The sequence below is a fragment of the Paludisphaera sp. genome, from assembly GCF_037189885.1.
Lineage (GTDB): Bacteria > Planctomycetota > Planctomycetia > Isosphaerales > Isosphaeraceae > Paludisphaera.
Genome location: NZ_JBBCIR010000057.1, coordinates 1 through 22,975, shown reverse-complemented (window position 1 = coordinate 22,975; position 22,975 = coordinate 1). Strand labels below are relative to the sequence as shown.

General features: G+C 72.8%; 23 protein-coding genes. 20 read left to right on the top strand and 3 right to left on the bottom strand.

The window, feature by feature from the left end; genetic code table 11:
* Positions 1 to 61 precede the first annotated feature (61 nt).
* The 14 genes from WG209_RS16635 to WG209_RS16570 all read left to right on the top strand — a co-directional run bounded on the left by WG209_RS16635 (position 62) and on the right by WG209_RS16570 (position 14,414).
* The gene (locus tag WG209_RS16635) at positions 62 to 787 is read left to right on the top strand and encodes an SDR family oxidoreductase (protein WP_337176197.1); all 726 of its coding nucleotides are present in this window, start codon (positions 62 to 64) and stop codon (positions 785 to 787) included.
* Positions 784 to 1,386 carry an HAD family hydrolase gene (locus tag WG209_RS16630; protein WP_337176196.1) on the top strand — a complete coding sequence of 201 codons (603 nt, stop codon included), beginning with the start codon at positions 784 to 786 and terminating at the stop codon, positions 1,384 to 1,386. The genes WG209_RS16635 and WG209_RS16630 overlap by 4 nt, the downstream gene beginning before the upstream one ends.
* Positions 1,383 to 2,900 (top strand): D-glycero-beta-D-manno-heptose 1-phosphate adenylyltransferase, encoded by a 1,518-nt coding sequence (rfaE2, locus tag WG209_RS16625; RefSeq protein ID WP_337176195.1) that lies wholly within the window; start codon positions 1,383 to 1,385, stop codon positions 2,898 to 2,900. The genes WG209_RS16630 and rfaE2 overlap by 4 nt, the downstream gene beginning before the upstream one ends.
* Positions 2,897 to 3,970, top strand: a complete 1,074-nt coding sequence (locus tag WG209_RS16620) for a glycosyltransferase family 9 protein (protein ID WP_337176194.1) — start codon at positions 2,897 to 2,899, stop codon at positions 3,968 to 3,970. Before rfaE2 ends, WG209_RS16620 begins: the two co-directional genes overlap by 4 nt.
* A gap of 19 nt (positions 3,971 to 3,989) precedes the next feature.
* On the top strand, positions 3,990 to 5,711 hold the full coding sequence (locus WG209_RS16615) for a carbamoyltransferase C-terminal domain-containing protein (protein ID WP_337176193.1): 1,722 nt from the start codon (positions 3,990 to 3,992) through the stop codon (positions 5,709 to 5,711).
* 293 nt (positions 5,712 to 6,004) lie between these two features.
* On the top strand, positions 6,005 to 6,964 hold the full coding sequence (locus WG209_RS16610) for a glycosyltransferase (RefSeq protein WP_337176192.1): 960 nt from the start codon (positions 6,005 to 6,007) through the stop codon (positions 6,962 to 6,964).
* A gap of 22 nt (positions 6,965 to 6,986) precedes the next feature.
* Positions 6,987 to 7,985, top strand: a complete 999-nt coding sequence (locus tag WG209_RS16605; RefSeq protein WP_337176191.1) for a radical SAM protein — start codon at positions 6,987 to 6,989, stop codon at positions 7,983 to 7,985.
* A 30-nt stretch (positions 7,986 to 8,015) separates the two neighbouring features.
* Positions 8,016 to 8,417, top strand: a complete 402-nt coding sequence (locus tag WG209_RS16600) for a nuclear transport factor 2 family protein (protein WP_337176190.1) — start codon at positions 8,016 to 8,018, stop codon at positions 8,415 to 8,417.
* A gap of 593 nt (positions 8,418 to 9,010) precedes the next feature.
* The gene (locus WG209_RS16595) at positions 9,011 to 9,259 is read left to right on the top strand and encodes a chemotaxis protein CheB (RefSeq protein WP_337176189.1); all 249 of its coding nucleotides are present in this window, start codon (positions 9,011 to 9,013) and stop codon (positions 9,257 to 9,259) included.
* A gap of 125 nt (positions 9,260 to 9,384) precedes the next feature.
* Positions 9,385 to 10,401 (top strand): PAS domain-containing protein, encoded by a 1,017-nt coding sequence (locus WG209_RS16590; RefSeq protein ID WP_337176188.1) that lies wholly within the window; start codon positions 9,385 to 9,387, stop codon positions 10,399 to 10,401.
* A 37-nt stretch (positions 10,402 to 10,438) separates the two neighbouring features.
* The gene (locus tag WG209_RS16585) at positions 10,439 to 11,473 is read left to right on the top strand and encodes a chemotaxis protein CheB (RefSeq protein WP_337176187.1); all 1,035 of its coding nucleotides are present in this window, start codon (positions 10,439 to 10,441) and stop codon (positions 11,471 to 11,473) included.
* Positions 11,474 to 11,513: 40 nt separating this feature from the next.
* Positions 11,514 to 12,608 carry a histidine kinase gene (locus WG209_RS16580; RefSeq protein WP_337176186.1) on the top strand — a complete coding sequence of 365 codons (1,095 nt, stop codon included), beginning with the start codon at positions 11,514 to 11,516 and terminating at the stop codon, positions 12,606 to 12,608.
* On the top strand, positions 12,601 to 13,251 hold the full coding sequence (locus tag WG209_RS16575; protein ID WP_337176185.1) for a response regulator transcription factor: 651 nt from the start codon (positions 12,601 to 12,603) through the stop codon (positions 13,249 to 13,251). The genes WG209_RS16580 and WG209_RS16575 overlap by 8 nt, the downstream gene beginning before the upstream one ends.
* 197 nt (positions 13,252 to 13,448) lie before the next feature.
* Positions 13,449 to 14,414 carry a PAS domain-containing protein gene (locus tag WG209_RS16570; RefSeq protein ID WP_337176184.1) on the top strand — a complete coding sequence of 322 codons (966 nt, stop codon included), beginning with the start codon at positions 13,449 to 13,451 and terminating at the stop codon, positions 14,412 to 14,414.
* Positions 14,415 to 14,544: 130 nt separating this feature from the next.
* Here the strand turns inward: WG209_RS16570 and WG209_RS16565 are convergent, their stop codons facing one another.
* The gene (locus tag WG209_RS16565) at positions 14,545 to 15,390 is read right to left on the bottom strand and encodes a DUF4142 domain-containing protein (RefSeq protein ID WP_337176183.1); all 846 of its coding nucleotides are present in this window, start codon (positions 15,388 to 15,390) and stop codon (positions 14,545 to 14,547) included.
* Between the two features lie 52 nt (positions 15,391 to 15,442).
* Complete coding sequence (locus WG209_RS16560) at positions 15,443 to 15,709, bottom strand: hypothetical protein (protein WP_337176182.1); 267 nt, start codon at positions 15,707 to 15,709, stop codon at positions 15,443 to 15,445.
* 404 nt (positions 15,710 to 16,113) lie between these two features.
* Here WG209_RS16560 and WG209_RS16555 point away from each other — a divergent pair, with 404 nt between their 5' ends.
* The 4 genes from WG209_RS16555 to WG209_RS16540 all read left to right on the top strand — a co-directional run bounded on the left by WG209_RS16555 (position 16,114) and on the right by WG209_RS16540 (position 21,480).
* Positions 16,114 to 17,304, top strand: a complete 1,191-nt coding sequence (locus WG209_RS16555; protein WP_337176181.1) for a YbdK family carboxylate-amine ligase — start codon at positions 16,114 to 16,116, stop codon at positions 17,302 to 17,304.
* A 103-nt stretch (positions 17,305 to 17,407) separates the two neighbouring features.
* Entirely contained in the window at positions 17,408 to 19,768 is a 2,361-nt protein-coding gene (locus WG209_RS16550; protein WP_337176180.1) for a hypothetical protein, read from the top strand.
* An 82-nt stretch (positions 19,769 to 19,850) separates the two neighbouring features.
* Positions 19,851 to 20,606 carry an SDR family oxidoreductase gene (locus WG209_RS16545; RefSeq protein WP_337176179.1) on the top strand — a complete coding sequence of 252 codons (756 nt, stop codon included), beginning with the start codon at positions 19,851 to 19,853 and terminating at the stop codon, positions 20,604 to 20,606.
* A 55-nt stretch (positions 20,607 to 20,661) separates the two neighbouring features.
* A complete protein-coding gene (locus WG209_RS16540; protein ID WP_337176178.1) occupies positions 20,662 to 21,480 on the top strand; it encodes a hypothetical protein in 819 nt (272 codons plus the stop codon).
* A gap of 60 nt (positions 21,481 to 21,540) precedes the next feature.
* On the opposite strand, the gene WG209_RS16535 is transcribed toward WG209_RS16540, so the two are convergent.
* Positions 21,541 to 21,783, bottom strand: a complete 243-nt coding sequence (locus WG209_RS16535) for a hypothetical protein (protein WP_337176177.1) — start codon at positions 21,781 to 21,783, stop codon at positions 21,541 to 21,543.
* Between the two features lie 249 nt (positions 21,784 to 22,032).
* On the opposite strand from WG209_RS16535, the gene WG209_RS16530 reads away from it, so the two are divergent.
* Together WG209_RS16530 and WG209_RS16525 are read left to right on the top strand one after the other, a co-directional pair.
* The gene (locus tag WG209_RS16530) at positions 22,033 to 22,596 is read left to right on the top strand and encodes a hypothetical protein (protein WP_337176176.1); all 564 of its coding nucleotides are present in this window, start codon (positions 22,033 to 22,035) and stop codon (positions 22,594 to 22,596) included.
* 181 nt (positions 22,597 to 22,777) lie between these two features.
* On the top strand, positions 22,778 to 22,918 hold the full coding sequence (locus tag WG209_RS16525) for a hypothetical protein (RefSeq protein WP_337176175.1): 141 nt from the start codon (positions 22,778 to 22,780) through the stop codon (positions 22,916 to 22,918).
* Positions 22,919 to 22,975 lie beyond the last annotated feature (57 nt).

Sequence of the window (22,975 nt, the reverse complement as noted above, 5' to 3'; positions counted from 1 at the left end):
GCGAGGCCGTCCGGCCGCGTCTCCGAAGCTTCTTCCATGGCTGCCAGACGAGGAGATGACCTTGGATCGAATCAGCGGGAAGACCGCCCTGGTGACGGGCGGCGGGAGCGGGCTGGGGGCGGCGATCTGCCGGACGCTGGCCGAGGCCGGGGCCGTGGTCGTCGCGGCCGACGTCCGCGAGGAGAAGGCCGAGGCCGTGGCCCGGTCGATCCGCGAGGCCGGCGGCCGGGCTCGGACGCTGCGCCTCGACGTCGCCGACGAGGCCGACGCCCGTCGCGCCGTCGAGTCGGTCCGCGAGGACCTTGGGACGCTCGACATCCTGGTCAACAACGCCGGCGTCGACCTGACGGTCTCGGTCGAGGAGATGCCGGTCGCCGAATGGGACCGCATCCTGGCGGTCAACCTGCGCGGCCCGTTCCTGATGTCGAAGCTGGTCCTCGGGCCGATGCGCGAGGAGGGGCGAGGCCACATCGTCAACATCGTCTCCACGGCCGCCAAGCGGGCCTGGCCGAACGCCTCGGCCTACCACGCCAGCAAGTGGGGCCTGCTGGGCCTGAGCCACGCGCTGCACGTCGAGGCTCGCCCCCACGGGGTCAAGGTCTCGGCCGTGATCGCCGGGGGGATGCGAACGCCGTTCCTGCTGGAACGCTTCCCCGACCTCGACCCGGGCGTGCTCCAGGATCCGGCGAACGTCGCCGAGACGGTCCGGTTCGTCCTGTCGCAGCCGGACGAGACCGTCATCCCTGAGGTCCTCGTCCTGCCGATGCGCGAGACCTCCTGGCCGTGAGCGGGCCGTCGCGGAGGGCGGTCTTCCTGGACAAGGACGGGACGCTCGTGGACGACGTGCCCTACAACGTCGACCCCGACCGGATCCGCCTCGCCCAAGGTGCCGCCGAGGCGCTGCCCCGGCTGAAGGGGATGGGCTTCCGGCTGATCGTCGTGTCGAACCAGTCGGGCGTGGCGCGGGGGATGTTCGAGGAGGAGGCGCTGGGTCCGGTGATGCAACGACTTCAAGAGCTGACGACGGCCCTCGGGGCCCCGCTGGACGGCTTCTACTACTGCCCCCACCATCCCCAGGGGTCGGTGGACCGCTACGTCCTGGCCTGCGATTGCCGCAAGCCGGCGCCGGGGATGATCCTGAGGGCGGCGGCCGAACACGGCGTGGACACGGCGGCGTCGTGGCTCGTGGGCGACATCCTCGACGACGTGGAGGCGGGCCGGCGGGCCGGCTGCCGCGCCGTCCTGATCGACAACGGGAACGAGACCGAATGGGTCCGCTCGCCGATCCGTACCCCCGACGTCGTCGCTGCCGGCCTCGACGACGCGGCGCGGCGGATCGCGGCGGCGGTCGAGGCCGACTCCCAGGGAAGCGGAGGACGTTCATGAACGCGGACCTGCCCCGGATCATCGACGCTTTCTCGGGCTTGCGCGTCCTGGTCGTCGGCGAGGCGATGCTCGACGTCTACTTCCACGGCGAGACCAGCCGATTCTGCCCCGAGGCCCCCGCGCCGGTGGTCGACGTCCGCTCGATCGGCGAGCAACCCGGCGGCGCGGCCAACGGCGCGGTGAACCTCCGCGCGTTGGGTGCGCGACCGGTCTTCCTCTCGGTGGTCGGTGACGATCCGGAGGGGGCCTCGCTGCGCGACCGGCTGGAGGCCCGCGGCGTCGACGCCGGCGAACTGGTGGTCGCGCCCGGGCGGCGGACCCTCGCCAAGCGCCGCGTCGTCGCGGCCGACCACCTGCTCGTCCGGTTCGACGAGGGGGACGCCCGGCCGATCCCGACGGCCGCCGAGGAGGAACTGATCGCCCGCCTCGACGCCGCCTGGCGGACGTGCGACGCCGTGCTCGTCTCCGACTACGGCTACGGCGTGCTGACCGACCGGGTGATCGCCGCGCTGGCGTCGCTCCAGGCGGAGGCGCGCCGCGCCCTCGTGGTCGACTCCAAGCGGCTGTCGCTCTATCGCGGCGTCCGGCCGACGGCGGTCAAGCCGAACTTCGCCGAGGCGTCCCGGCTGCTGGGCGAGTCGGGGCCCCCGGCGCGCGAGGACCGGGCCGAATGGGCGATCGCGCGCGGCCCGCGCATCCTGGAGGAGACCGGCGCGAGGATCGCCGCCGTGACGCTCGACGTCGAGGGGGCCCTGGTCCTCGAGCGCGACCGGCCCCCCTATCGGACGTTCGCCAAGCCCGAGTCGTCGTCGCGGGCTTCCGGGGCGGGGGACACCTTCGCCGCCGTGATGACGCTGGCGCTCGCGGCCGGCGCCGACGCCCCGGCGGCGGCCGATCTCGCGTCGACCGCCGCCGCGATCGTCGTCGCCGAGCGCGAGACCGCCACGTGCCGCGCCGTCGATCTTCGCGAGCGCGTCCACCCGGACCGCAAAACGCTCGCCGGCGTTGACGAGCTGGCCGAGCGCGTCGCGGCCCATCGCCGCGCCGGCCGCCGGGTCGTCTACACGAACGGCTGCTTCGACATCCTGCACCGCGGCCACGTCTCGTACCTCAGCCGGGCCAAGGCGCTGGGGGACGTGCTGATCGTGGGGGTCAACGGCGACGCCGGCATCCGCCGGCTGAAGGGGCCCAGCCGCCCCATCAACGGCCTGCACGACCGCCTCCAGGTCCTCACCGCCCTGAGCTGCGTCGACCACGTCGTCTCGTTCGACGAGGACACGCCGCACGCGCTGATCCGCGTCGTCCGGCCCGACGTCTTCGTGAAAGGGGGGGACTACACCCGCGAGTCGCTCCCCGAGGCCGGGCTGGTGGAAGAGCTGGGCGGCGTCGTCCGGATCATGCCGTTCCTCGCCGACCGCTCCACGACCGACATTATCGACAAAATCCGGCGCGCCTACGGCGAGTCGATCGACGCGGTGGCGGTGCCGTGCCCGGCGGGCGGAGTCGCGTCATGAGCGACATCGAGGCCTGGCGACGCGCCCGGAGCGTCCTCGCCGTCCGGCTCGACGCGATGGGGGACGTCGCGATGACGACGCCCGCGCTGCGGGCCCTCCGCGAGTCGGCGCCGGGGCGACGGATCACGCTGCTGACGTCCCCCTCGGGGGCCGCCGCGGCGGCGCTCGCGCCCGACGTGGACGACGTGATCGTCCACGAGGCCCCCTGGATGAAGGCCTCGCCGCCGCGTGAGTCCCCCGACGCCGAGTTGGCGATGATCCGCCGTCTCGCGGAGCTTCGCTTCGACGCCGCCGTCATCTTCACCGTCTACAGCCAGAACCCGCTGCCGGCCGCCTGGCTCTGCCGCCTGGCCGGCATCCCGCTGCGGCTCGCCCACTCGCGCGAGCCCCCTTACCAGTTGCTGACCGACTGGATCCCCGAGCCCGAGCCCGACCGGATCCTGCGCCACGAGGTCCGCCGTCAGCTCGACCTGGTCGCCCACGTGGGGGCCTCGACGGGGGACGAGCGGCTGAGCCTACGTCCGCCCGACGCGGCCGTCGCGCGGGTCGACGCGATGCTCCGCGAGATGGGCCTGGGCGGCGACCGTCGGGGCTGGGTCGTGATCCATCCGGGGTCGACGGCGCCCTCGCGGCGTTACCCGCCGGAAGGCTTCGCGGAGGTCGCGCGGCGGCTCGCCCGCGAGCACGGCCTGCGGGTCCTGGTCACCGGCGGCGAGCCGGAGCGCGGGGAGGTCGCGGCCGTGTGCGACGGCCTGCCGGACGCGGCGGTCCCGCTCGCGGGGGCGCTGAACCTGGGGGAGCTGCTCGCGCTGCTGGCGCGGGCGCCGCTCCTGATCTCGAACAACACCGGGCCGGTCCACCTGGCCGCCGCGGCCGGCGCGCCCGTGATCGACCTGTACGCCCTGACGAATCCGCAGCACACGCCGTGGATGACGCCGCATCGCGTGCTCAACCATGACGTGCCATGCAAGTACTGCTACAAGAGCGTCTGCCCGGAGGGGCATCACCACTGCCTGCGCCTGGTCCCGCCCGCGAGGGTCGTCGAGGCGGCGCTGGAGCTCCTGCGTTGAGGAGGGGGAGGACCGCGCGATGTACACGCTGGGGATCAACGCCGTCTATCACGACTCGGCCGCCTGCCTGATGCGCGACGGCGTCGTGCTCGCGGCCTCGGAGGAGGAGCGGTTCACGCGCCGCAAGCACGCCAAGCGGCCCGTCCCCTTCTCGACGTGGGAGCTGCCCTTTCACGCGATCGACGACTGCCTGAGGCAGGCGGGGATCGCCCTGGCCGACGTCGACCACGTCGCGTACTCCTACGACCCATGCCTGCTGCTCGGCCGGCACAAGGGGGAGGCGACCATCACCCTGCCGCTGGAGCCGAGCGCCGGGCCGATCGCGGACGACTGGGAGGCGGCGTGGGATCCCTTGTTCCTCTCGTCGATCGTCAACGCGCCGAGGCAGCTCGCCGGCGGGGCGCCGCACCACATCCGCGAGCGCTTCCGCGGCGTCACGCACGACGGGCCGTTCCGCTGGCACTTCGTCCCCCACCACCTGGCGCACGCGGCGAGCGCCTTCCACGTCTCCCCGCATCGCGAGGCGGCCGTCATGACGCTCGACGGCCGCGGCGAGAAGGCGACCACCGCCTACGCGGCCGGCCGGGGGACCGACCTCGAATGGCTCGGCCAGGTCCACATGCCGCACTCGCTCGGCATCCTCTACGAGCGCGTGACGGAGTACCTGGGATTCCTGCATTCCTCCGATGAATACAAGGTGATGGCGCTGGCCTCCTACGGATCGCCCCGCCACGTGGACGAGTTCCGCGACATCGTCCGGCTGGAAGGGGAGGGGCGCTACACGATCGGGCCGCTCCGGCTGGAGGAGCGGTTCGGGCCGGCGCGGACGCGGGGGGGGCCGCTGGAGGAGCGGCACTTCGACGTCGCGCATTCGCTCCAGGCCGTGCTGGAGGAGACGGTCGTCGAGCTGGCCCGCTGGCTCCACGGGGCGACCGGCCTGGACGCCCTCTGCATGGCCGGCGGCGTGGCCCTCAACTGCGTGATGAACGCCCGGATCCGCGACCGCGCGCCGTTCAAGCACGTCTGGGTCCAGCCGGCGGCCGGCGACGCCGGCACGGCGCTCGGGGCGGCGGCGTGGATCGACGCCCAGGAGCGCGGCGACGGCTCGCGCCCCTACGTCATGGACCACGCCTACCTCGGGCCGAGCTTCGACGACGACGAGATCGAGGCGTTCCTGAAGTGGTCCAAGCTGCCGTATCGGCGGCTTCACGACGTCGCCGAGGAGACGGCCGCGATCCTCGCCGAGGACCGGGTCATCGGCTGGTTCCAGGGCCGCATGGAGTTCGGCCCCCGGGCGCTGGGGGCGCGGTCGATCCTCGCCTCGCCGATCCACGCGGAGATGCAGGCGCGGCTCAACGAGATCAAGGATCGGGAGGACTTCCGGCCCGTCGCGCCGGTCGTGCTGGAGGAGGCGGCGGCCGAGTGGTTCGTCGACGCGCGGGTCTCCCCGTTCATGCTGTTCATCAACGACGTCCGACCCGAGAAGGCCGACCTCATCCCCGCCGTGCGGCACACCGACGGCACCGCGCGGATCCAGACGGTCAACCGGTCGCAGCACCCGCTGTACCACGACCTCATCCGCGCCTTCGCGGCCAGGACCGGCGTCCCCGTGCTGGTCAACACGTCGTTCAACACCCGGGGCGAGCCGGTCGTGTGCACGCCGCGCGACGCCGTCGAATCGTTCTGGACCTCGCCACTGGACGCGCTGGTGATCGGCTCGTTCCTCCTGGAGAAACGGTGACAACTATGGAGTTGCGGGTCGCTCATCCTGACGGCCTTCCCCCCCTGGAGGGGGAAGGTGGCCCGCAGGGCCGGATGAGGGGGGGACGAGCGGCACGACCTCCGGAGTTTGAAGGGGCCTTCCCCGGCCGACGGCCTGGGCACTGGCCGCGAATTCCGGCACTGCGTGGGCGAGCCCCCCCTCATCTGACCGCTTCGCGGTCTGTCTTCTCCCACCAGGGGGGAAGATCGTTCGAATCGAACCCGGTCGCCCAGAAACCGTGACGGTCGGGATTAGCAAGGGGATTACCGGACATGGACGCGACGGTCGTCGTGCCGACGTATCGACGCCCCGACCTGCTGGAGCGCTGCCTCGCGGCGCTGGCGGCGCAGGAGTACGCGCCGACGGCGTTCGAGGTGGTCGTGGCGGACGACGCGGCGTGCGAGGCGACGCGGCGGCGGGTCGAGGCATGGGCCGATCGCGCGGCCGTCGCGTTCCGCTATGTCGCGCCCGCCGCGCGCGGGCCGGCCGCGGCGCGGAACGCGGGCTGGCGGTCCGGGCGCGGCCGCGTGGTCGCCTTCACGGACGACGACTGCGTCCCGGGCCGGCGATGGCTCGCCGAGGGGGTCGCGACCCTGGACGGTTCGGGCCTCGCCGCGGCGTCGGGGCGCGTGGTCGTCCCGATCCCGCAACGCCCCACCGACTACGAGCGGGACGCCGCCGGGTTGGCCTCGGCCGAGTTCGTCACGGCCAACTGCTTCGTCCGGCGCGAGGCGCTGGAGGCGGTCGGCGGCTTCGACGAGCGTTACCGGGCCGCCTGGCGGGAGGACAGCGACCTCCAGTTCGCGCTGCTGGAACGCGGGCTGACGATCGGCCGGACCCCCGCGACCGTGGTCCATCCGGTCCGCCCGGCGCGCTGGGGCGTGAGCCTAAGGCAGCAGCGCAAGAGCCAGTACAACGCGCTGCTCTACAAGAAGTTCCCGCGGCGATATTGCGACGCGATCCAGCCGGGGCCTCCGTGGCACTACTACGCGACCCTCGCGGCGCTGGCGGGCGCGCCGGCGGCGGCGGTCGCGGGCGCGCCCGCGGCCGCGTCGGCGTCGGCCCTCGCGTGGGGGGCGCTGACGGCGCGGTTCTGCCTGCGGCGGCTGCGCGGCGCGTCGACCACTCCGGGCCACCTCGCCGAGATGGCCGTCACCTCCGCCCTGATCCCGCCGCTGTCGATCTTCTGGCGACTGTACGGCGCGTGGCGGTTCCGGGTCTTCTTCCTCTGATCCGAACGATGGAGACGGTGCCATGGACCTCCCGCGCTTCCTCCAGGTCGAACCCGTCGGCCAGTGCAACCTGCGCTGCCGCATGTGCGCCATCCCGTTCCGCGAGGACGGCCCGCCGCACGGGCCTCCCGCGTTCATGGATTTCGACGTCTTCACGCGGCTCCTCGACCAGTTCCCCGGCCTGGAGGAACTCCAGCTCCAGGGCCTGGGCGAGCCGATGATGCACCCCAGGTTCTTCGACATGGTGGAGCACGCCGTCGGCCGCGGCGTGAAGGTGAGCACCAACACCAACGCGACCCTCATGAACCGCGCCCGCGCGGAGCGCTGCGTCACCAGCGGCCTGGGCGAGATCCACATCTCCATCGACGGGGCGACGGCGACGACCTACGAGCACATCCGCGAGCGCTCCCGCTTCGACCGCGTGACGGCCAACGTCGAGGGGCTGATGGAGGCGCGCCGCCGGCTGGCCTCGGCGACGCCCCGCGTCCGCATGGTCGTCGTGGCGATGCGGGCGAACCTCGACGAGTTCCCGGACCTCGTCCGCCTGGCCCATCGGCTGGGCGTCGACACCGTCTTCGCGCAGCACCTTTGCCACGACTTCGGCGAGTCGACGCTCCCCGCCCGGTATCGCCCCATGCGGGACTTCGTCGACGCGGAGACGCTCCAGGCCGAGGACCCCGCGCGCGTCGGCCGGGCGTTCGACGAGGCGAGGCGGGTCGCGACGGAGCTGGGCGTCGACCTGCGCCTGCCCCGGACGACGCCCCGCCCCCATCCGCCCGGGACGCCCGGCGCGCGGCGTTGCGACTGGCCCTGGCGCGGGGCGTACGTCAGCTATCAGGGCCTCTCGATGCCCTGCTGCATGGTCTCCACCCCGGACCGGATCAATTTCGGGAGCATGGCCGAGGCCGGAGTCGACGCGATCTGGAACGGCGATAGCTACCGGGCCTTCCGCGAGGCCCTCGACGGCGAGCAGCCGCCGGAGGTCTGCCGCTCTTGCGCCGTCTATTCGGGGACTTTCTGACGCGTCGAGACTCGGCCGGAGGATCAGGCGATGACGTTCCGACAAACGCTGTCCAAGCACCTGCGGGCCATCCAGGGGAGGGACCTGGAGGCGCTCATCGACACGATCTCCCCCGATCAACTGACGATGATCATGTCCGACGGCGTCGTGGTGCGATCGCCGTCGGAGTTCGCCCGGCTCCACGCCTCCTGGTTCGAGTCGACGTCGTGGACGCTCGACATCTCCCAGGTGGCGATCATCGAGTCGTCCGCGCTGGGCGTCGCGACGCTCCTCCTGGAATATCGCGACGAGCCCGAGGACCGCCCCCCGGTCGACCAGAAGAGCATCCTCACCCTCATCTTCGCGAACCAGGACGGGGTATGGGTGTTGATCCACGACCAGAACACGCCGGTCAAGCCGAAGCCCGAGGCCGAGGAGGACGACGTCATCTGACCCCGGCGCGCGTCGGGCCCGGAGAAATATCCGGGATTCCTGAAATCCGGCCGACCTCGCCGCGGACCATGCAGGTGTTCGATGACGGCGCTCCTTGGCATCCCGGAAGCAGTCGAGCACGGGGGGCGACGGCCCGAATTCATCCCGTTTCCCCCCGGTAGAGCGCGCCCGCGCCAGCGACGGGCGAGGGTCGTCGGGGCGTGGATGGAGCGTCGGCCGCGCGAGCCGCGGGCCGCCGCCATCCCGACCGATCCGACGACCCTCGCCGACGAAAAACCACTTCGAACATGACGAACGAAGCCAAGGCGTCGTGGGCGCAACATGAATCGAGGTAATTGCTTGGGCGTCAATCGTGGGATCGGGCGGCGCGCGAACGAAGCCAACTCGCGGGGCCCCGGACGCCTCGGGATCCGACGGGCCGGCCGCGGGGATCCGGGGCGAACGCGGGCGAGAATCGGTGTCGCATTTCGGCCCCCTCGCGGGTACATTCGCCCGATGGGCGAAGCCGCGATGGCCGGGGCCGCGAGAAGGCCGACGCGCGGGCGCGGAACCTCGCGGCCCGCCTGGACGCGGGGCCCTCGGGTGGAGCGACCATGTCGGACTACGAGCCCCAAATCCCCTCGCCGAATGACGATCCGGACGGGCTGCCATTCCTCGTCGTCGGGGTCGGGGCGTCGACCGGCGGGCTGGAAGCGTACACGGAGCTGCTGGACGGCCTCTCCGAGGAGCCCGGGCTCGCCCTCCTCCTGGTGAGCCACCTCGACCCGGAGCACAAGAGCCTCCTGGCGCCGCTGCTGTCCCGGGGTGCCGCATGCCCGTCCGGGAGGCGGCCGAGGGGATGAAGATCGAGGTCGACACGGTGTGCGTCATCCCGCCGGGCGCGAGCATGGCGATGACGGACGGCCACCTGAGGCTGACGCCCCGGCCGCCGGGGTGATCCTCTCGGGCGGCGGCAGCGACGGCACCCTTGCCCTCCAGTCGATCAAGTCGGTCGGGGGGGGGGACGTTCGCCCCGGACGAGGAGTCGGCGCGCTACCCGAGCATGCCCTGGGCCGCGGTGGCGGAGGGCAACGTCCACCACGTCATGCGCCCCCGGGACATCGCGCGGGAACTGGAGCGCATCGCCGCCCATCCCTACGCCCGGGAGGACGGCCGGGGGGCGGCGCCGGAGGCCGTATCGCAAGGGGAGCCCATCGCCGACATCCTGGCTCTGCTCCGGCTCCGGACCTACGTGGACTTCAGCCATTACAAGCAGACGACCATCAGGCGACGCATCCCGCGGCGCATGGCCCCGAGCAACCCCCAGAGCCCGGGGGAGTACCTCGCCCTGCCGCGGGGCGACGGGGGGGAGGTCCAGAACCTCTACCAGGACTTCCTGATCCGCGTGACCCAGTTCTTCCGCGAGGGGACGGGCCGCGAGAGCCAGGCCCCCGCGTCGCGCCCGGAGCAGTCCGTCGACCCGGACCGCCAATCCTCCCAGCTCCACCAGGAGCTGGCCGCCCTGCGGGAATATCTCCAGTCCGCCAACGAGGCGCTGGCGACCGTCAACGAGGAGCTGCGGCACCGCAACGCCGAGCTGGCCCGCGTGAACAACGACCTGACGAACCTCCTCGGCGGGGTCAACATCCCGATCGTCATGGTCGGCCGGGACCTGCGGATCCGCCGGTTCACGCCGATGGCGGAGCGCTCGTTCAACCTCATCCCGACCGACGTGGGCCGGCCGATCACCGACATCAAGTCCCGCCTGGAGGTCCCCGACCTGGCCGGGCTGATCACCGGCGTCATCGACTCCCTGACCCCCCACGAGGGGGAAGTCCGCGACGAATCGGGGCGTTGGTACTCGCTTCGCGTGAGGCCGTACGTGACGCTGGACAACAAGATCGACGGGGCCTCGATCGTCCTGGTGGACATCGACTCGATCCGCGGGCGCGGGCCCCGGGCCGGGGACGGGAAGCCGCCCGGGGACGCGACCGCGGATCGATGAGGTTGGACGTCGGGCGACCGACGAACGGGGGCGCGACATGGGCAGGCGCGACGTGATCGTCATCGGGGCCTCCGCGGGGGGCGTGCAGGCGCTGACCGAGCTGGTGAGGGGGCTCCCCGCGAGCCTCCCCGCGAGCGTCTTCATCGTCTGCCACTTCCCGCCGGAGGGCCGCAGCGTCCTGCCCGAGATCCTGAGCCGCGCCGGCCCCGTGCTCGCGGCCCACCCGGCCGACGGCGACAGGTTCTACCCGGGCCACATCTACGTCGCCCCGCCGAACCACCACATGCTTTTGGGCCCCGGGAGCCTGATCAGGCTCGTCCGGGGGGCCCGCGAGAACGGCCATCGGCCGGCCATCGACCCCCTCTTCCGCTCGGCCGCCCGCTACTACGGCGCCCGCGCGGCGGGCGTGATCCTCACCGGCGGCCTCTCCGACGGCTCCGCCGGGCTCATCGCCCTGCGCGCCGCCGGCGGGGTGGCGGTCGTGCAGGACGCGCGGGACGCCGAGGTCGCGGCCATGCCGCGGGCCGCCGCCAGCGTCGCCGGCGCCGACCACGTGGTGCCGGTCTCCGCCATGGCCCCGCTGCTCGTCCGCGTCGTCCAGGACCAGGTCGTCGACACCAACTCGGGAGAGGGGGCGATGGATCCGATCGATGACATGCCGGAGACGATCGACGAGGACGCGGAACGGCAGGTGCATGGGGGACACCGGGGGGCCCGGTCGTTCTTCTCCTGCCCGGAGTGCGGCGGGGCCCTCTGGCAGGTGGACGAGCCGGAATTCCTCCGGTTCCGCTGCCACGTGGGGCACGCCTACAACGCGGAAGTCCTCCTGTCGGAGCAGGCCGAGGGGCTGGAGGCCGCCCTCTGGACGTCCGTCCGGATCTTCCGCGAGCAATCGGTCCTGTCGCGGCAGCTCGCGGCCCGCGAGCGGGAGCTGGGCCGCCTCGACTCGGCCGGAAGGTTCCAGGAGCAGGCCGAGCTGGCCGAGCGGCACGGCCGGCTCGTCCTGGACCACCTGCTCCAGATCCCGGGGCCGGAGGAGGCCCCGGCGGAGCCCCGGGCCGAGGCGAACTGAGCCCCCGGGCCGGGTCACGAGCCATCCCAGCGGAGCGAACATGGACCGCGATCGAAGGGAGCCGGCCCACGGGGGGACGCCCCCGGACCCCCCGGGAGGGGGGGACCATCGCCTGCGCTACCAGGAACTCTTCGAGTTCGCGCCGGAATGCCAGCTCGTGTCCGACGCGTCCGGGATCATCCTGGAGGCGAACCAGGCCGCGGCGGCCCTCCTGCGGATGCCCAAGGATTTCCTGATCGGCAAGCCGCTGGGGCTGATCCTGCGGGGGGAACGCAGGAGGTTCTACGCCTCGCTCCACCGGCTCGCGTCCGGCATGGGGGCGGACGAGTTCATGTCGCGGGTCGGTCGGGAGGGGGAGGGCCGGGACATACGCGTCCGGGCCCAGGCGACGCCGGACGCCTCGATGGGGGTCGCCCTCCGCTGGCACCTCCGCGACGTCACGGAGATGAACCGCGCCGAGCGGTCCCGCATGGAGCTGTCGCGCCGGCTGGCCGCCGCCGAGGAGAACGAGCGGCGTCGGATCGCCCGCGAGCTGCACGACCAGATGGGCCAGGAGTTGACCGGGCTGACGCTCGGCCTCAAACTGATCGAGGGCTCGCTCCCCGACGGCTCGGACGCCCGGCCGCGCGTCCAGGATCTGCTGGGCATGGTCGACCGCCTCGGCCGGATGGCCCACGAGATCGCCGTCGACCTGAGGCCGACCGCGCTGGACGACCTGGGGCTGGCCGCCGCGCTGGAGAACCTGGCCGAGCGCTGGTCCCGGCGGACCGGGATCCCGGTCGACATCCTGGTCGACCCCGAGCCGACCCGCCGGTGCGCCGCCGAGGTCGAGACGGCGGTCTATCGCATCGCGCAGGAGTCGCTCACCAACATCGCCAGGCACGCGGGCGCGTCCCGCGCGAGCCTGATCCTCGAGCGTCGCGACGGCCAAGTCGTCGCCATCATCGAGGACGACGGCCGCGGCTTCGACCTCGCGGCCGGGCCCGCGGCGGGGCGGCTCGGGCTGCTCGGGATGGAGGAGCGGGCGCAGCTGCTGGGAGGGTCGCTGCAGGTCGAGTCCAGCGCGGGGGTGGGCACGACCGTCCGGGCCAGGATCCCCCGCGAGCCTCAGCCGCCGGGAGGGCAAGATGTCTAGGATCCGCGTCCTGCTCGCCGACGACCACCCCGTGGTCCGCGAGGGCCTCAAGACCCTGATCGGCGCCCAGGAGGACATGACGGTCGTCGGCGAGGCGGGGGGCGGCGACGAGGCGCATCGGCTGGCCATCGAGCTGGCGCCCGACGTCGCCGTGCTGGACGTCTCGATGCCGGGGCTCGGCGGCGTGGGCGCGGCCGAGCTGATCCGTCGCGACCGCCCCGACTGCCGCCTCGTCGCCCTGACGGTCCACGAGGGGGGGGGCTACATCCAGGCGCTCCTCAAGGCGGGCGTCTCGGGCTACGTGCTGAAGCGATCCGCCGGCGACGACCTGGTGCGCGCCATCCGCCACGTGGTCGCCGGCGGCACTTACATCGACCCCGCCGCGGCGGCGCAGGTCGTCAACGCCTTCGTGGGGGACGGCCCCCCGGGCGAGGGGGCGGGCGGCCCGCTGACCAGGCGCGAGATCGAGGTCGTCAGGCTCCTGGCCCGCGGCCACATCAACCGCGAGATCGCCGAGCTGCTGGACCTCAGCATCAAGACGGTGGAGGTCCACAAGGCGCGGGTGCTGGATAAGCTAGGCCTCCGCAGCCGCGCCGACCTCGTCCAGTACGCACTCCGCATGAACTGGCTGGATTCCCCATAGCCTCCACCGCCCCCAGAAGGGGAAAACCCTAGCGCGGAATTCGCCTTTGTTCGGATGACGGCCCCTCTCCCGTCGGGGAAACTGGTCGACGGAACGGGTCTAGTTACGCGAACGCGACCCGATCCCGGCACGGATACCCGTCCGGGCCAGGATGGCACGCTCGGAGCATCCCGGACGACCATTCCATGGGGGAGCGGATGAACCTCGATCTCTTCGATCGGCAGGTGCAGGCCCTGCTGGATCTCGCCGCGACCCGCTCGGGCGGCGGCCCCGGCGACGCGGGCTCGCCGCTCGTGGGCGAGGCCCTGGGGCTCCTGGCGGACGCCCGGGGCGTGCTGCGCGAGCTGCCGGGCCTGCTGGAACTGGCGCGGATGGCCGGGGAGACGTGCGCGAGGCGCTACGCAGCGCTGTTCGAACTCGCGCCCGTGGCCTACCTGGCGACGGACCTGGACGGCACGATCAGCGACTGCAACCGCGAGGCCCTGAACCTCCTGGGCGGGGACCCCTCGACCTTCATCGGCCGACCGATCCAGGCCCGTCTCGAGGGGGACGGCCGGGAGATCGAGGCCAGGCTCGACCGCCTCCGAGGCGGCCTGCCGGCGGCGGAGATCGCGATCCGCCTCCGTGACGCGGCGAAGGGCCCCCTCGACATCGTCGCCAGGATCGAGGCGCGAGTCGATCACGACGGCGAGCCCGCCGAGCTGCTATGGTCCCTCCGCGCCGCCGAGGCGGCCCGTCCCCACCATGATCGGCGCGAGGAGCGGGCACCCGCCGCGCCATCGCTCCGGCCGACCCTCGGCGTCGTCGTCGAGACGACGCGCGCCGTCGCGATCGCCCTCGCGACGGGGGACGGGCGCGACCCGGAGGCGGACGAACGGCCGACCATCCGCCTGCGCTCGCTGCCGAGTCGGGCGGCCCGTCGGCCCGATCCCGAGGACTTCGGCGACGAGGCGGGGGACGCGTGCCGGACGCTCGACGCGCTGGTCCAAGAGATGAGGACCCCGCTGTCGGTGATCCTCATCTCCGCCCACCTGCTGGCCGAGGTCGGGCGCGGCCACCCGTGGCTGGAGGCCGAGGCCGTCCGGGTTACGCGACAGGCTCGGTTCCTCGCGGCGTTGATCGAGGACCAGCGAGGCCGCGCCCGGGCCTCCCGACACGGCTGACGCCGGCCCGGGCGGGAGGGGATGGCCCGCGGCGCGAACGCCGTCCGCGCCGCGAGCCCGGGTGGAATGGAAATGACGGCGGCCGGACGGGGATCGTCCGGCCGCCGCGGCTCCTGGAGGGGGACCTTGGTCAACGCGGGGTCGCGGACTGCCCCGACTGGCCCGAATCGCCGCCCGGCTGGGATCCGCCGGGCCGCCGCTGAGAGGACTCCCCGCCCTGGCCCTGATCGTCGGACGTCCGCGACTCGCCGGGCCGCCGCTGCTGGCCGGGCTGGCCGGGCTGGCCCCGCCCGGCGTCATCGTGGTGATCCGCGGCCCCGGCCCGCCCCGAGTGGCCGGAGTCGTCGTACCTCATCGCGATCGGCTTGATCGTCTCGAGGTGCCGCTGGATGTGCTGGAGGCCCTTGGCGGCGAGGGCCTTGACCTCCGGATCCTGGCCCCGCTCGGCCTGGGCTTCGAAGATCGCCTTCGCCTCCTTGTGGGCGACGAGCTGCGCCTCGGCGAAGCACTTGTCGAACTCGGCGCCGGAGAGCCCCGAGAGGCTCTGGAGCTTGAACCGCGCGCAGGCGCCGACCTCGCGAGGCAGCTCGATGTTCTTCGCCGCGGCCGTGGTCGCCAGTTCCTCGTTCAACTTGGTGTGCTCGTCGACCATCATCTGGCCGAACCGCTTCAGCTCGGGATCGGTCGCCTTCTCGGCCCCGAGGCGGCTCATGGCCACCTCGAGGGCGCCGCTCTCCGCCGCGGCGGCGGCGAACAGCGCGTCATCGACCGGCGAGCGGGCCGCGCCAGCCTCGGCGCGGTCGCCGGCCACGCCGCCGACGCGGCGGTCGCCGATCTGGGCGCCGGCGCGGCGTTCGCCGGCCTGGCCGCCGGCGCGTTCGCCGGCCTGGCCGCCGGCCCCGGCGTCGGATTGGGCCGGGACGGGGGAGGCGGCGAAGAGGAGGGCCGCGCCGGCGAGCATCCATCGTCTAATCATCAGCTTGCTCCTTGATGCTGAATCCTGGAGGGAGAGGCGAGACGGAGACCGGTCAGTCCGATCCATGCTGCTTGACCATCTTGTTGTAGATGCCGAGCAGCAGGATGGTCGGCACCCACTGGCCGACGAACTGGGCGTCGTGCTTGCGCCCGATGAGCTGCAGCGCGGCCGAGAGGCCCATCGCCCCCAGCGCCACGCTCAGGTAAGTCCCCGAGGGGACGCGGCTGGTGAACTGCTCGATGGCCCGGGTGGTCGTCCCTTCTTCGTGCTCGTGCGGGGCGACGCGGGAGGAGCCAAGGGAGGTTGCGGTCGCGGCCATGCTCGATACTCCTTGCTAGCTGCGAGAGGATCCTGAATCGGTTCCGGCCGACGCGGTTGGGAGGGGGGGGCGTCGCGACGTGATGGGCGCGCCTGGATCCCTCGCCGGGACGGCGGGCGGGAAGCCTGTCGCATCAGGTCCCGCCGTCGCGTCCTCGCCGCTGGGGTTGCAACTGGGGTTCCAATGCCGGCGTCCCGCCCCGCCATCCTCGCGAATGCCGAAACCCCCTAAGGTCGCGGGAAGTTACCCTGGCGCTCGTCGAGGTGATTCGCGCGATTTATGGCCTGGGTGGGGGATGGGTCCCGGAGTTGCTCGGGTGGAGGATGGCCAGCGGGCGGGGCGCGGCCCGCCACTCGGTGCGCGAACCCCTTCTCAAGGCTGAATCCAAGGGGCTGGATACATCGATGGAAGAGCGTCGCTTCGCATGCTCCGCCAACCACAGCGTCGGCGTGGAGCTGGAACTCCAGGTTTTGCACCCTCGCTCGCTCGCGCTCGTCGGCTCCGCGGCCGCCGTCCTCGGGGCGGTGCCGGAGGAATACCGGCGGTCGATCAAGCCGGAATATTACGACTGCTGCATCGAGGTCGCGACCGACGTGTGCCGCGACGTCGACCAGGCCGGCCGCGACCTGCGCGACAAGCTGACGGTCGCCGGCCGGGCCGCGAGCCGGGCCGGGGCGCTGCTGGGCTGGGGCGGCACGCACCCCTTCTCGCACTGGGCCGAGGCGGGCGTCTTCCCCACGCCGCGCTACGCCGAGCTGAAGGCTCGCTACGGCGACACGCTCCAGCGCCAGTTGACGTTCGGCCTGCACGTCCACGTCGGAGTCGGGGACGGCGACGCGGCGGCGCGGGCGTGCTCCGGGATCGTGGAGCACTTGCCGGCGCTCCTCGCCCTCTCGGCCGACAGCCCGTTCTGGTGCGGGCGTCGCTCCGGCCTGCAATCGAAGCGCATCGAGGTGATGGAGGCCTCGCCCAGCAGCGGGCCGCCGCCGCGCCTGCGGTGCTGGGAGGACTACGATCGCCTGGTGGGCCGGCTCGCGTCGGCGGGGCTGATCGAGTCCGAGAAGGAGCTGTGGTGGGACGCCCGGCCCTCGCCCGAGAACGGCACGGTCGAGGTCCGCGTCTGCGACATGCCGCTCGACCTGGACTCGGCCCTGGCCCTGACGGCGCTGATCCAGTGCCTGGTGGTCGACCTCTCTCGGCGCCGCGACGAGCCGGCCGACGATGAGTGCGCCGCCGCGGCCGCGAGGCAGAACCGCTGGCGGGCCGCCCGGTTCGGGCTGGGGGCTGAGTTCGCCGACGCCCGGACCGGCCGGCGGGAGTCGGCCGCCCAGGCCGTCCGCCGCCTCGCCGGGCGGCTGCGCGACGTGGCGGGCGAGCTGGGCTGCGTCGACTGGCTCGACAGGGTCGCGACGATGGCCGAACGCCCCAACGGCGCCGAGCGGCAGGTCGCGGCCCACGAGCGATCCGGCAGCCTCGCCGAGGTCGTCCGCGCCCGCATGATCCCGGACCTCCAGACGCCCCGGGCGCCGTGGGGCCCGCCGGCGCCCGGGGCGTTCGGAACCTCGATGATCGCCGCGGCGATCCGCCCGGCGTAGACGAAGGCGCGGGGCGAGCCTCGGCATGGCGCCGCCCGTCGCGCCGGCGCCCCTCGGAGCCGCCCTCGCGGTGAATGCCACCAAGGAATCCGGAGGCTTGACCATGACAACCCTGCAATCAACGACCCTGGACGAGGCCTCGGTCGAAGGCGCGAGTCCCTGGCTGCTCCTCTCGCGCGACGAGTTGCGGCGGCCGGCGGGAAAGCCGTTGCTCCGCTCCAGCGCCGACGGCGTCGAGCACGAAGTCCGGCACATGGGGGGCTCGCTCTGGATCGTGACCACCTGGCCCTCCGGGGCGAGGGTCGCCTTCCTCGCGGCGCACGCCCCGGGCGGGACGGCCGGGCTCGCGGTGGAGTCGCGCGAGGGCAACACCCTCGTCGCCCGGCTGGAGACGGTGGTCGGCGTCCAGGAGGTCCGCGTCGACCTGCCGAGCGGCAAGCGCCGGACGCTACGCTGGCGGACGACCCTGCGGCCGACGACCGACCTGATCTTCCCGTTCTGGCCGCGAGACGTGGTCCCGCTGGACGCCGAGGGGGATCCGCTCGGCGCGAGGGGGCTGGTCCACGCGGCCCAGCGAGGGGCCCAGGGCGGCCTGCTTTACGCGTCGCTCACCCGCCCGGGGCCCGGCACGTTCCTCTACGCGCAGAACCTGACCGAGCTGAACGACTACTGCGAGGCCACCAAGACCTCCCCCGCCGATCGGGTCTCGGGCGAGTGGCCGGAGCTGGGCTATTCCCCCCCGACGGCCGACAAGCCCCTGGCCGCCGGCGTCGAGGTCGTCATCTCGGACGCCTACGTCGCGACAGCGCCCGACAACCCGGCCGACGACCTGGCCGCCGCGAGCGCCTTCCTGGACCTCTATTCGGAGATCTACCTGGAGTTCCCGCGGCCTCGGCCGGTCTACCGCGACTGGCCCCGCCGCGTGCGCGAGACGCTCCGGACGCTGACGCACTCCCCCGAGTGCTACGTCGAGAAGCAGGGGCGTCGCTTCATGCTCGCCTACGTCGGGGCCGACGACCGGCCGCCCGAGAGCATGGTGCAGCTGGCCGTGCTCGTCCCCCTGGTCGAGTACGCCCGGTCCCGGGGGGAGATCATCCCGCTCATCGACGCCCTGAGGGACAACCTCTCGGCCTTCTACGACGAAAGGCTCGGGACGATGGTCCGCTGGCTCCCCGGGGAGGAGAAGCTGCTGGAGGGGCGCGAGGAGCACATGGGCCCCTTCATCATGGACTCCTGGTATCTGCACCACACCCTGCAGAACCTCGGCCGCCTCGCCGTGATGGAAGACGCCGAGGCGAAGCGGCTGTTCCTGGCCTCGATCGACTACGCGATCCGCGTGGCCCGGCGTTTCGAGTACCGCTGGCCGGTCTTCTACGACATGCGCACGCTGGAGGTGCTCAAGGCGGAGACGGCCCCGGGTGCCGGGGGCGAGCACGACGTGGCCGCCCAGTACGCCCACCTGATGATGCTGGCCCACGAGCTGACCGACGACCGGGCCTACCTGGACGAGGCGGCCACGGCCGCCCGCACGCTCCACGGCCTGGGCTTCCGCCTGGGGTATCAGGCCAACAACACCGCCTTCGGCGCGGGGGCGCTGCTGCGGCTCTGGCGCGAGACGGGCGACGACGAGTTCCGCGACCTCAGCCTCGTCTGCCTGGCCAACCTCGTCCGGAACCTCTGGCTCTGGGAATGCAAGTACGGGCACGCCGACAGTTACAGCACGTTCCTCGGCCTCCCGCCGCTGCAAGACGCGCCGTACCTCGCCATCTACGAGGAATTCGAAGCCCTGGCCGCGTTCCACGAGTACCTCGACGCGGCCGGCGACGACGTCCACCCGGGGGCGAGGATCCTGCTGCCGGAATACTGCAAATACCTGCTGGACCGGGCCTGGCACCACTATCCGTCCGAGCTTCCCACCGAGGGCCTGGCCGAATCGCCGACCTCCGGGCACCTGGACCCGCAGCTTTCCATCCCCGTGGAGGACATCTCCGAGGGCTGGACGAAGGCCGGCACGGTCGGCCAGGAGGTCTACGGGGCGTCGGCCCCGCTCGTCTTCTCGACGCGGCATTGCTTCCTGGTGGGCGAGGGGGGGCTGGTCATCCGCTGCGACTACCCGGCGCTCATGGACCATCTGGAGGGGGACGAGTCGCGGGGCAAGGCGCGGTTCCGCGTCCTGGGCGACCCTCGCCTCGCGTGCGACGTGCGGCTCGTCGCCGATCACACGAACGCCCTGCCCGAGGTGGAGCTGAAGATCAAGGGGGGCCGGCGCCGCGTCGAGGGGAAGCTCGTCGACTTCGGCGGGCTCGCCTTCGAACTCCCCGGCGACGCCGAGGTATCCCTCTCTTGGCGGGCCCCCGAGGCGCTCGGCGAGCAGGCCGGGGACGCCGGGAAGGGCGAGGGCCAGGGGAGTCGCGAGAAGAAGGCCAGGGCCGAGGCGAAGGGCGGCAAGAAGGGCCGCGATTGAGGCGACGGACTCGCCGGGAACGACGTGGGCAAAACGCTTCCCACGACCGGGAAGGACGGCGATTCAACCCAGGAGCGAGACCATGGCGAACACGGCCCGCGTGGGCGACGGACCCGAGACCATCGCCGGCAAGGGGGCGATCGTGACCGGGGGGACGACGGGGATCGGCCGGGCGACCGCCCTGCGCCTCGCCGCGGACGGGGCCAAGGTCCTGATTTGCGGTCGGCATCAGCGGGAGCTGGACGACGCGATGGCCGACCTCCGCGAGGCGGGCGGCGAGGTCCACGGCATGACGGTCGACCTGAGCCGCCGCGAGGACGCGACCCGCCTCTTCGCCGAGGCGGATCGGCTCCTCGGCCGGGTGGACATCCTGGTGAACAACGCGGCCCTCGGCGCGGGCGGGATCGGCGACGAGTCCGAGAGCGACTGGGAGTACGTCATCCGGACCAACCTCATCGGATACCTGGCCTGCGCCCGCGAGGCCATCGCCCGCATGCGCGCCGCGGGCGCCGGCCACATCGTCAACATCGGCTCGATGAGCGCCGACGTGCGCGAGGAAGGCAGCTCGGTCTACGTCGCGACCAAGTCGGCCATCCAGGGGTTCAGCGAATCGCTGAGGAAGGAGGTCAACAAGCTGGGGATCAAGGTCTCGCTCATCGAGCCGGGCGCGGTCGGCACGGACATGCAGCCGGACAAGGAGACGCACGCCGCCCAGGCGGAGAGCGGCGAGATGCTCAAGGCCGAGGACATCGCCGACTGCGTCCTCTTCTGCCTGACCCAGCCCTGGCGCTGCGACGTGGTCGCGGTCTCGATCCGGCCCCACGCGCAGGAGATCTGAGCGGGGCCGGGCGGACGATCGGATATCGAAACTCGACGCAAAAGGACGATGCGGCATGTGTCGAATCGCCGTGTACATCGGCCCCCCGCTGAAGGTCTCGAGCATTCTGCGCGACGCCCCACACGGGCTCGCGGACCAGAGCCGGGAGGCGAAGCTGATGAGGGATTGGAGCGTCGCCGGGGACGGCTGGGGCGTCGGCTGGTTCTGCCCGGAGGCCGGGCCCGAGCCCGGCCTGCTCAAGAGCGCCCTGCCGCTGTGGTCGGACCCCAACGGCGTCACCTCGCCCCGGGCGATCGCGTCCGGCTCCATCGTCGGCCACGTCCGATACGCGTCCCCCGGCGTGGAGGCGTGCCTCCTCAACACGCCCCTCTACGCCGTGGAGGGCCGCCTGTGGACCGTGAACGGCTCGATCGAGCCCTGGCCCGGCCCGATCTCCAAGGCCCTCCGCGACCGCCTCGACCCCGACCACGAGGCCGACCTCCGCGGATCGACCGACGGTGAGATGCTCGCCGCGCTGTGGCGCACCCACCTCCGGCGCGTGGGGGGGAGCGACGCCGCCGCCGCGACGCGCTCCATGCTGCGCGAGGCCCGCGACATCGCCCGGGCCATGGGCGGGAAGATGGCGGTCAACCTGATCCTGGCCGACGCCGAGGCCGCGCTGGCCGTCCGTTTCGCCGACGGGACCGAGCCGAACTCCCTGTTCCAGCTCGCGAGCGACGAGCGCTGGCGGGGCGGCTCGCTGGTCGCCTCCGAGCCGCTGGATTCCGGGGCCGGCTGGGTCGGGATCCCGCCGGACAGCATCGCGCGCCTGGACGGCGCGGGGATCCGCGTCGAGCCGCTGGGGCTGGACGACGAAGCCCAGGCCGCCGCCTGAGCCGGGGCCGCGAGGAGCCGGCGGCGCGAGAGGGCCGGCTCCCCGCGGCGAGGCGAAGCGTCAGGAATCGCTCACGCGACCGGTCCCGCGGCCGCCCATGTGATGGGCCTTGCCGATATCGACGAGACGGTCGCGGACGCCTCCCTGGGCGTTGTGGGCGCGGCTCGACTCCTCGGCCAGCCGCTTCTGCTCGGCGTCGACCTGGCTCGACGCCCCGGACGCGGCGCCGGCGGCGGGGGCCGGATTCCCAGGCTGGTCGAGCGCCTCGGTCAGCTTGTGTTCTCGGATCGGTTCGTCGGACATGGGTGCCTCCTGGTGTCGGACGTGTCGCGATGGGCCGGCGACGCGCGCCGTCGGCCCCCGCGTGATGGACGAGGCAAGGGGCGCGCCGGGAGGGGGGCAATCGGCGGCCGGGGACCCGGTGGGAATCATTGCGGGTTCAAAACATGAAAACGCGGCGCGATTTTTGAAGGACCATCGGGCCGGGACGCTCGCGAGGCGGGCGGCCGTGGATCGGCGACACCCAGGGACGAGAGTGAAGGAGCAGGCGCGATGGGTCTGAAAACGTGGTTGAACGGGACGCTCGCCGCCTCGGCGACGCTCTTGCTTGTGACGTTGGGGTGCGGGCCGAACGACCGCGCCCCCGAGATGGGCACCCCGGCGACGACGGGGATCAACTCCACGGCGCCGCCGGCCGACACGACGAGCGGCCCCGCCGGGACCGGCCACGCCCCCACCGGCGACTCGATGTTCGGTGGCGTCTCCTCCGACGCCACGGCCACGGCCCCGGGGACGCCGGGGACTTCCGCCACGGCCCCGGCCGGCGGCGCGTCCCCCGCGGCTGGCGCGTCGGCCGAACCCGGCTCCGGCGCCCCCGGCGTGAACGACTCCTCCGGCGGCGCCGGCCCGACGGGGGCCGCGCCACCGGCGCCCGCGGGGAGCGCGCCGGGCGACACGGGCTCGGGCGGCACGGGGGCCGGTTCGGGCGGCACCGACTCGGGCGGCTCGAGTACCTCTCCCACGACGCCTTCGAGCGGCACGCCGGCCCAGGGCGTCGGCGCCGGCACCTCCGGGGCCGCCGGGGCGACGGGGACCGGGCCGTCGACCACGCCCTGACGCCGGGCGAATCGAAGCTCCCACGGCGGTCGCGCGGACCCATTCGCGCGCCCGCCGTCTCCACTATTCGAAGCGAGCCTTGCACGCCGATGTAAGACGAGCGGGCATCATGTCGGAGTCCCGGCCCGCCCCCGGCGCGAGGCTCTCTTTCGGGAGCCTCGATCCAGACCGGAAGACCCGCTTGGACCTCCTGCCATCGGAGAAGATCAACGCCACGAGGCTGATCACCGGCCGCTTCTCGCTCGACGAGATCGACGAGGCATCCGACGCCTCGCCAGACAAGGCTCGCGCGGGCGCGGTGTTCGTGGGGTACTCCATCTGACGGGAGACGCCCATCATGATCCCCGTCCGTCGAGAGGGCGCGATGGTCGGCGCGCCC

Bases quoted from the DNA above. Each gene is read 5' to 3' on its own strand.
- WG209_RS16535 (WP_337176177.1), bottom strand. From the start codon at position 21,783: ATGTCCGACGAACCGATCCGAGAACACAAGCTGACCGAGGCGCTCGAC.
- WG209_RS16615 (WP_337176193.1), top strand. From the start codon at position 3,990: ATGTACACGCTGGGGATCAACGCCGTCTATCACGACTCGGCCGCCTGC.
- WG209_RS16555 (WP_337176181.1), top strand. From the start codon at position 16,114: ATGGAAGAGCGTCGCTTCGCATGCTCCGCCAACCACAGCGTCGGCGTG.
- WG209_RS16565 (WP_337176183.1), bottom strand. From the start codon at position 15,390: ATGATTAGACGATGGATGCTCGCCGGCGCGGCCCTCCTCTTCGCCGCC.
- WG209_RS16550 (WP_337176180.1), top strand. From the start codon at position 17,408: ATGACAACCCTGCAATCAACGACCCTGGACGAGGCCTCGGTCGAAGGC.
- WG209_RS16600 (WP_337176190.1), top strand. From the start codon at position 8,016: ATGACGTTCCGACAAACGCTGTCCAAGCACCTGCGGGCCATCCAGGGG.
- WG209_RS16585 (WP_337176187.1), top strand. From the start codon at position 10,439: ATGGGCAGGCGCGACGTGATCGTCATCGGGGCCTCCGCGGGGGGCGTG.
- WG209_RS16530 (WP_337176176.1), top strand. From the start codon at position 22,033: ATGGGTCTGAAAACGTGGTTGAACGGGACGCTCGCCGCCTCGGCGACG.
- WG209_RS16570 (WP_337176184.1), top strand. From the start codon at position 13,449: ATGAACCTCGATCTCTTCGATCGGCAGGTGCAGGCCCTGCTGGATCTC.
- rfaE2 (WP_337176195.1), top strand. From the start codon at position 1,383: ATGAACGCGGACCTGCCCCGGATCATCGACGCTTTCTCGGGCTTGCGC.
- WG209_RS16580 (WP_337176186.1), top strand. From the start codon at position 11,514: ATGGACCGCGATCGAAGGGAGCCGGCCCACGGGGGGACGCCCCCGGAC.
- WG209_RS16610 (WP_337176192.1), top strand. From the start codon at position 6,005: ATGGACGCGACGGTCGTCGTGCCGACGTATCGACGCCCCGACCTGCTG.
- WG209_RS16605 (WP_337176191.1), top strand. From the start codon at position 6,987: ATGGACCTCCCGCGCTTCCTCCAGGTCGAACCCGTCGGCCAGTGCAAC.
- WG209_RS16575 (WP_337176185.1), top strand. From the start codon at position 12,601: ATGTCTAGGATCCGCGTCCTGCTCGCCGACGACCACCCCGTGGTCCGC.
- WG209_RS16540 (WP_337176178.1), top strand. From the start codon at position 20,662: ATGTGTCGAATCGCCGTGTACATCGGCCCCCCGCTGAAGGTCTCGAGC.
- WG209_RS16620 (WP_337176194.1), top strand. From the start codon at position 2,897: ATGAGCGACATCGAGGCCTGGCGACGCGCCCGGAGCGTCCTCGCCGTC.
- WG209_RS16595 (WP_337176189.1), top strand. From the start codon at position 9,011: ATGTCGGACTACGAGCCCCAAATCCCCTCGCCGAATGACGATCCGGAC.
- WG209_RS16545 (WP_337176179.1), top strand. From the start codon at position 19,851: ATGGCGAACACGGCCCGCGTGGGCGACGGACCCGAGACCATCGCCGGC.
- WG209_RS16560 (WP_337176182.1), bottom strand. From the start codon at position 15,709: ATGGCCGCGACCGCAACCTCCCTTGGCTCCTCCCGCGTCGCCCCGCAC.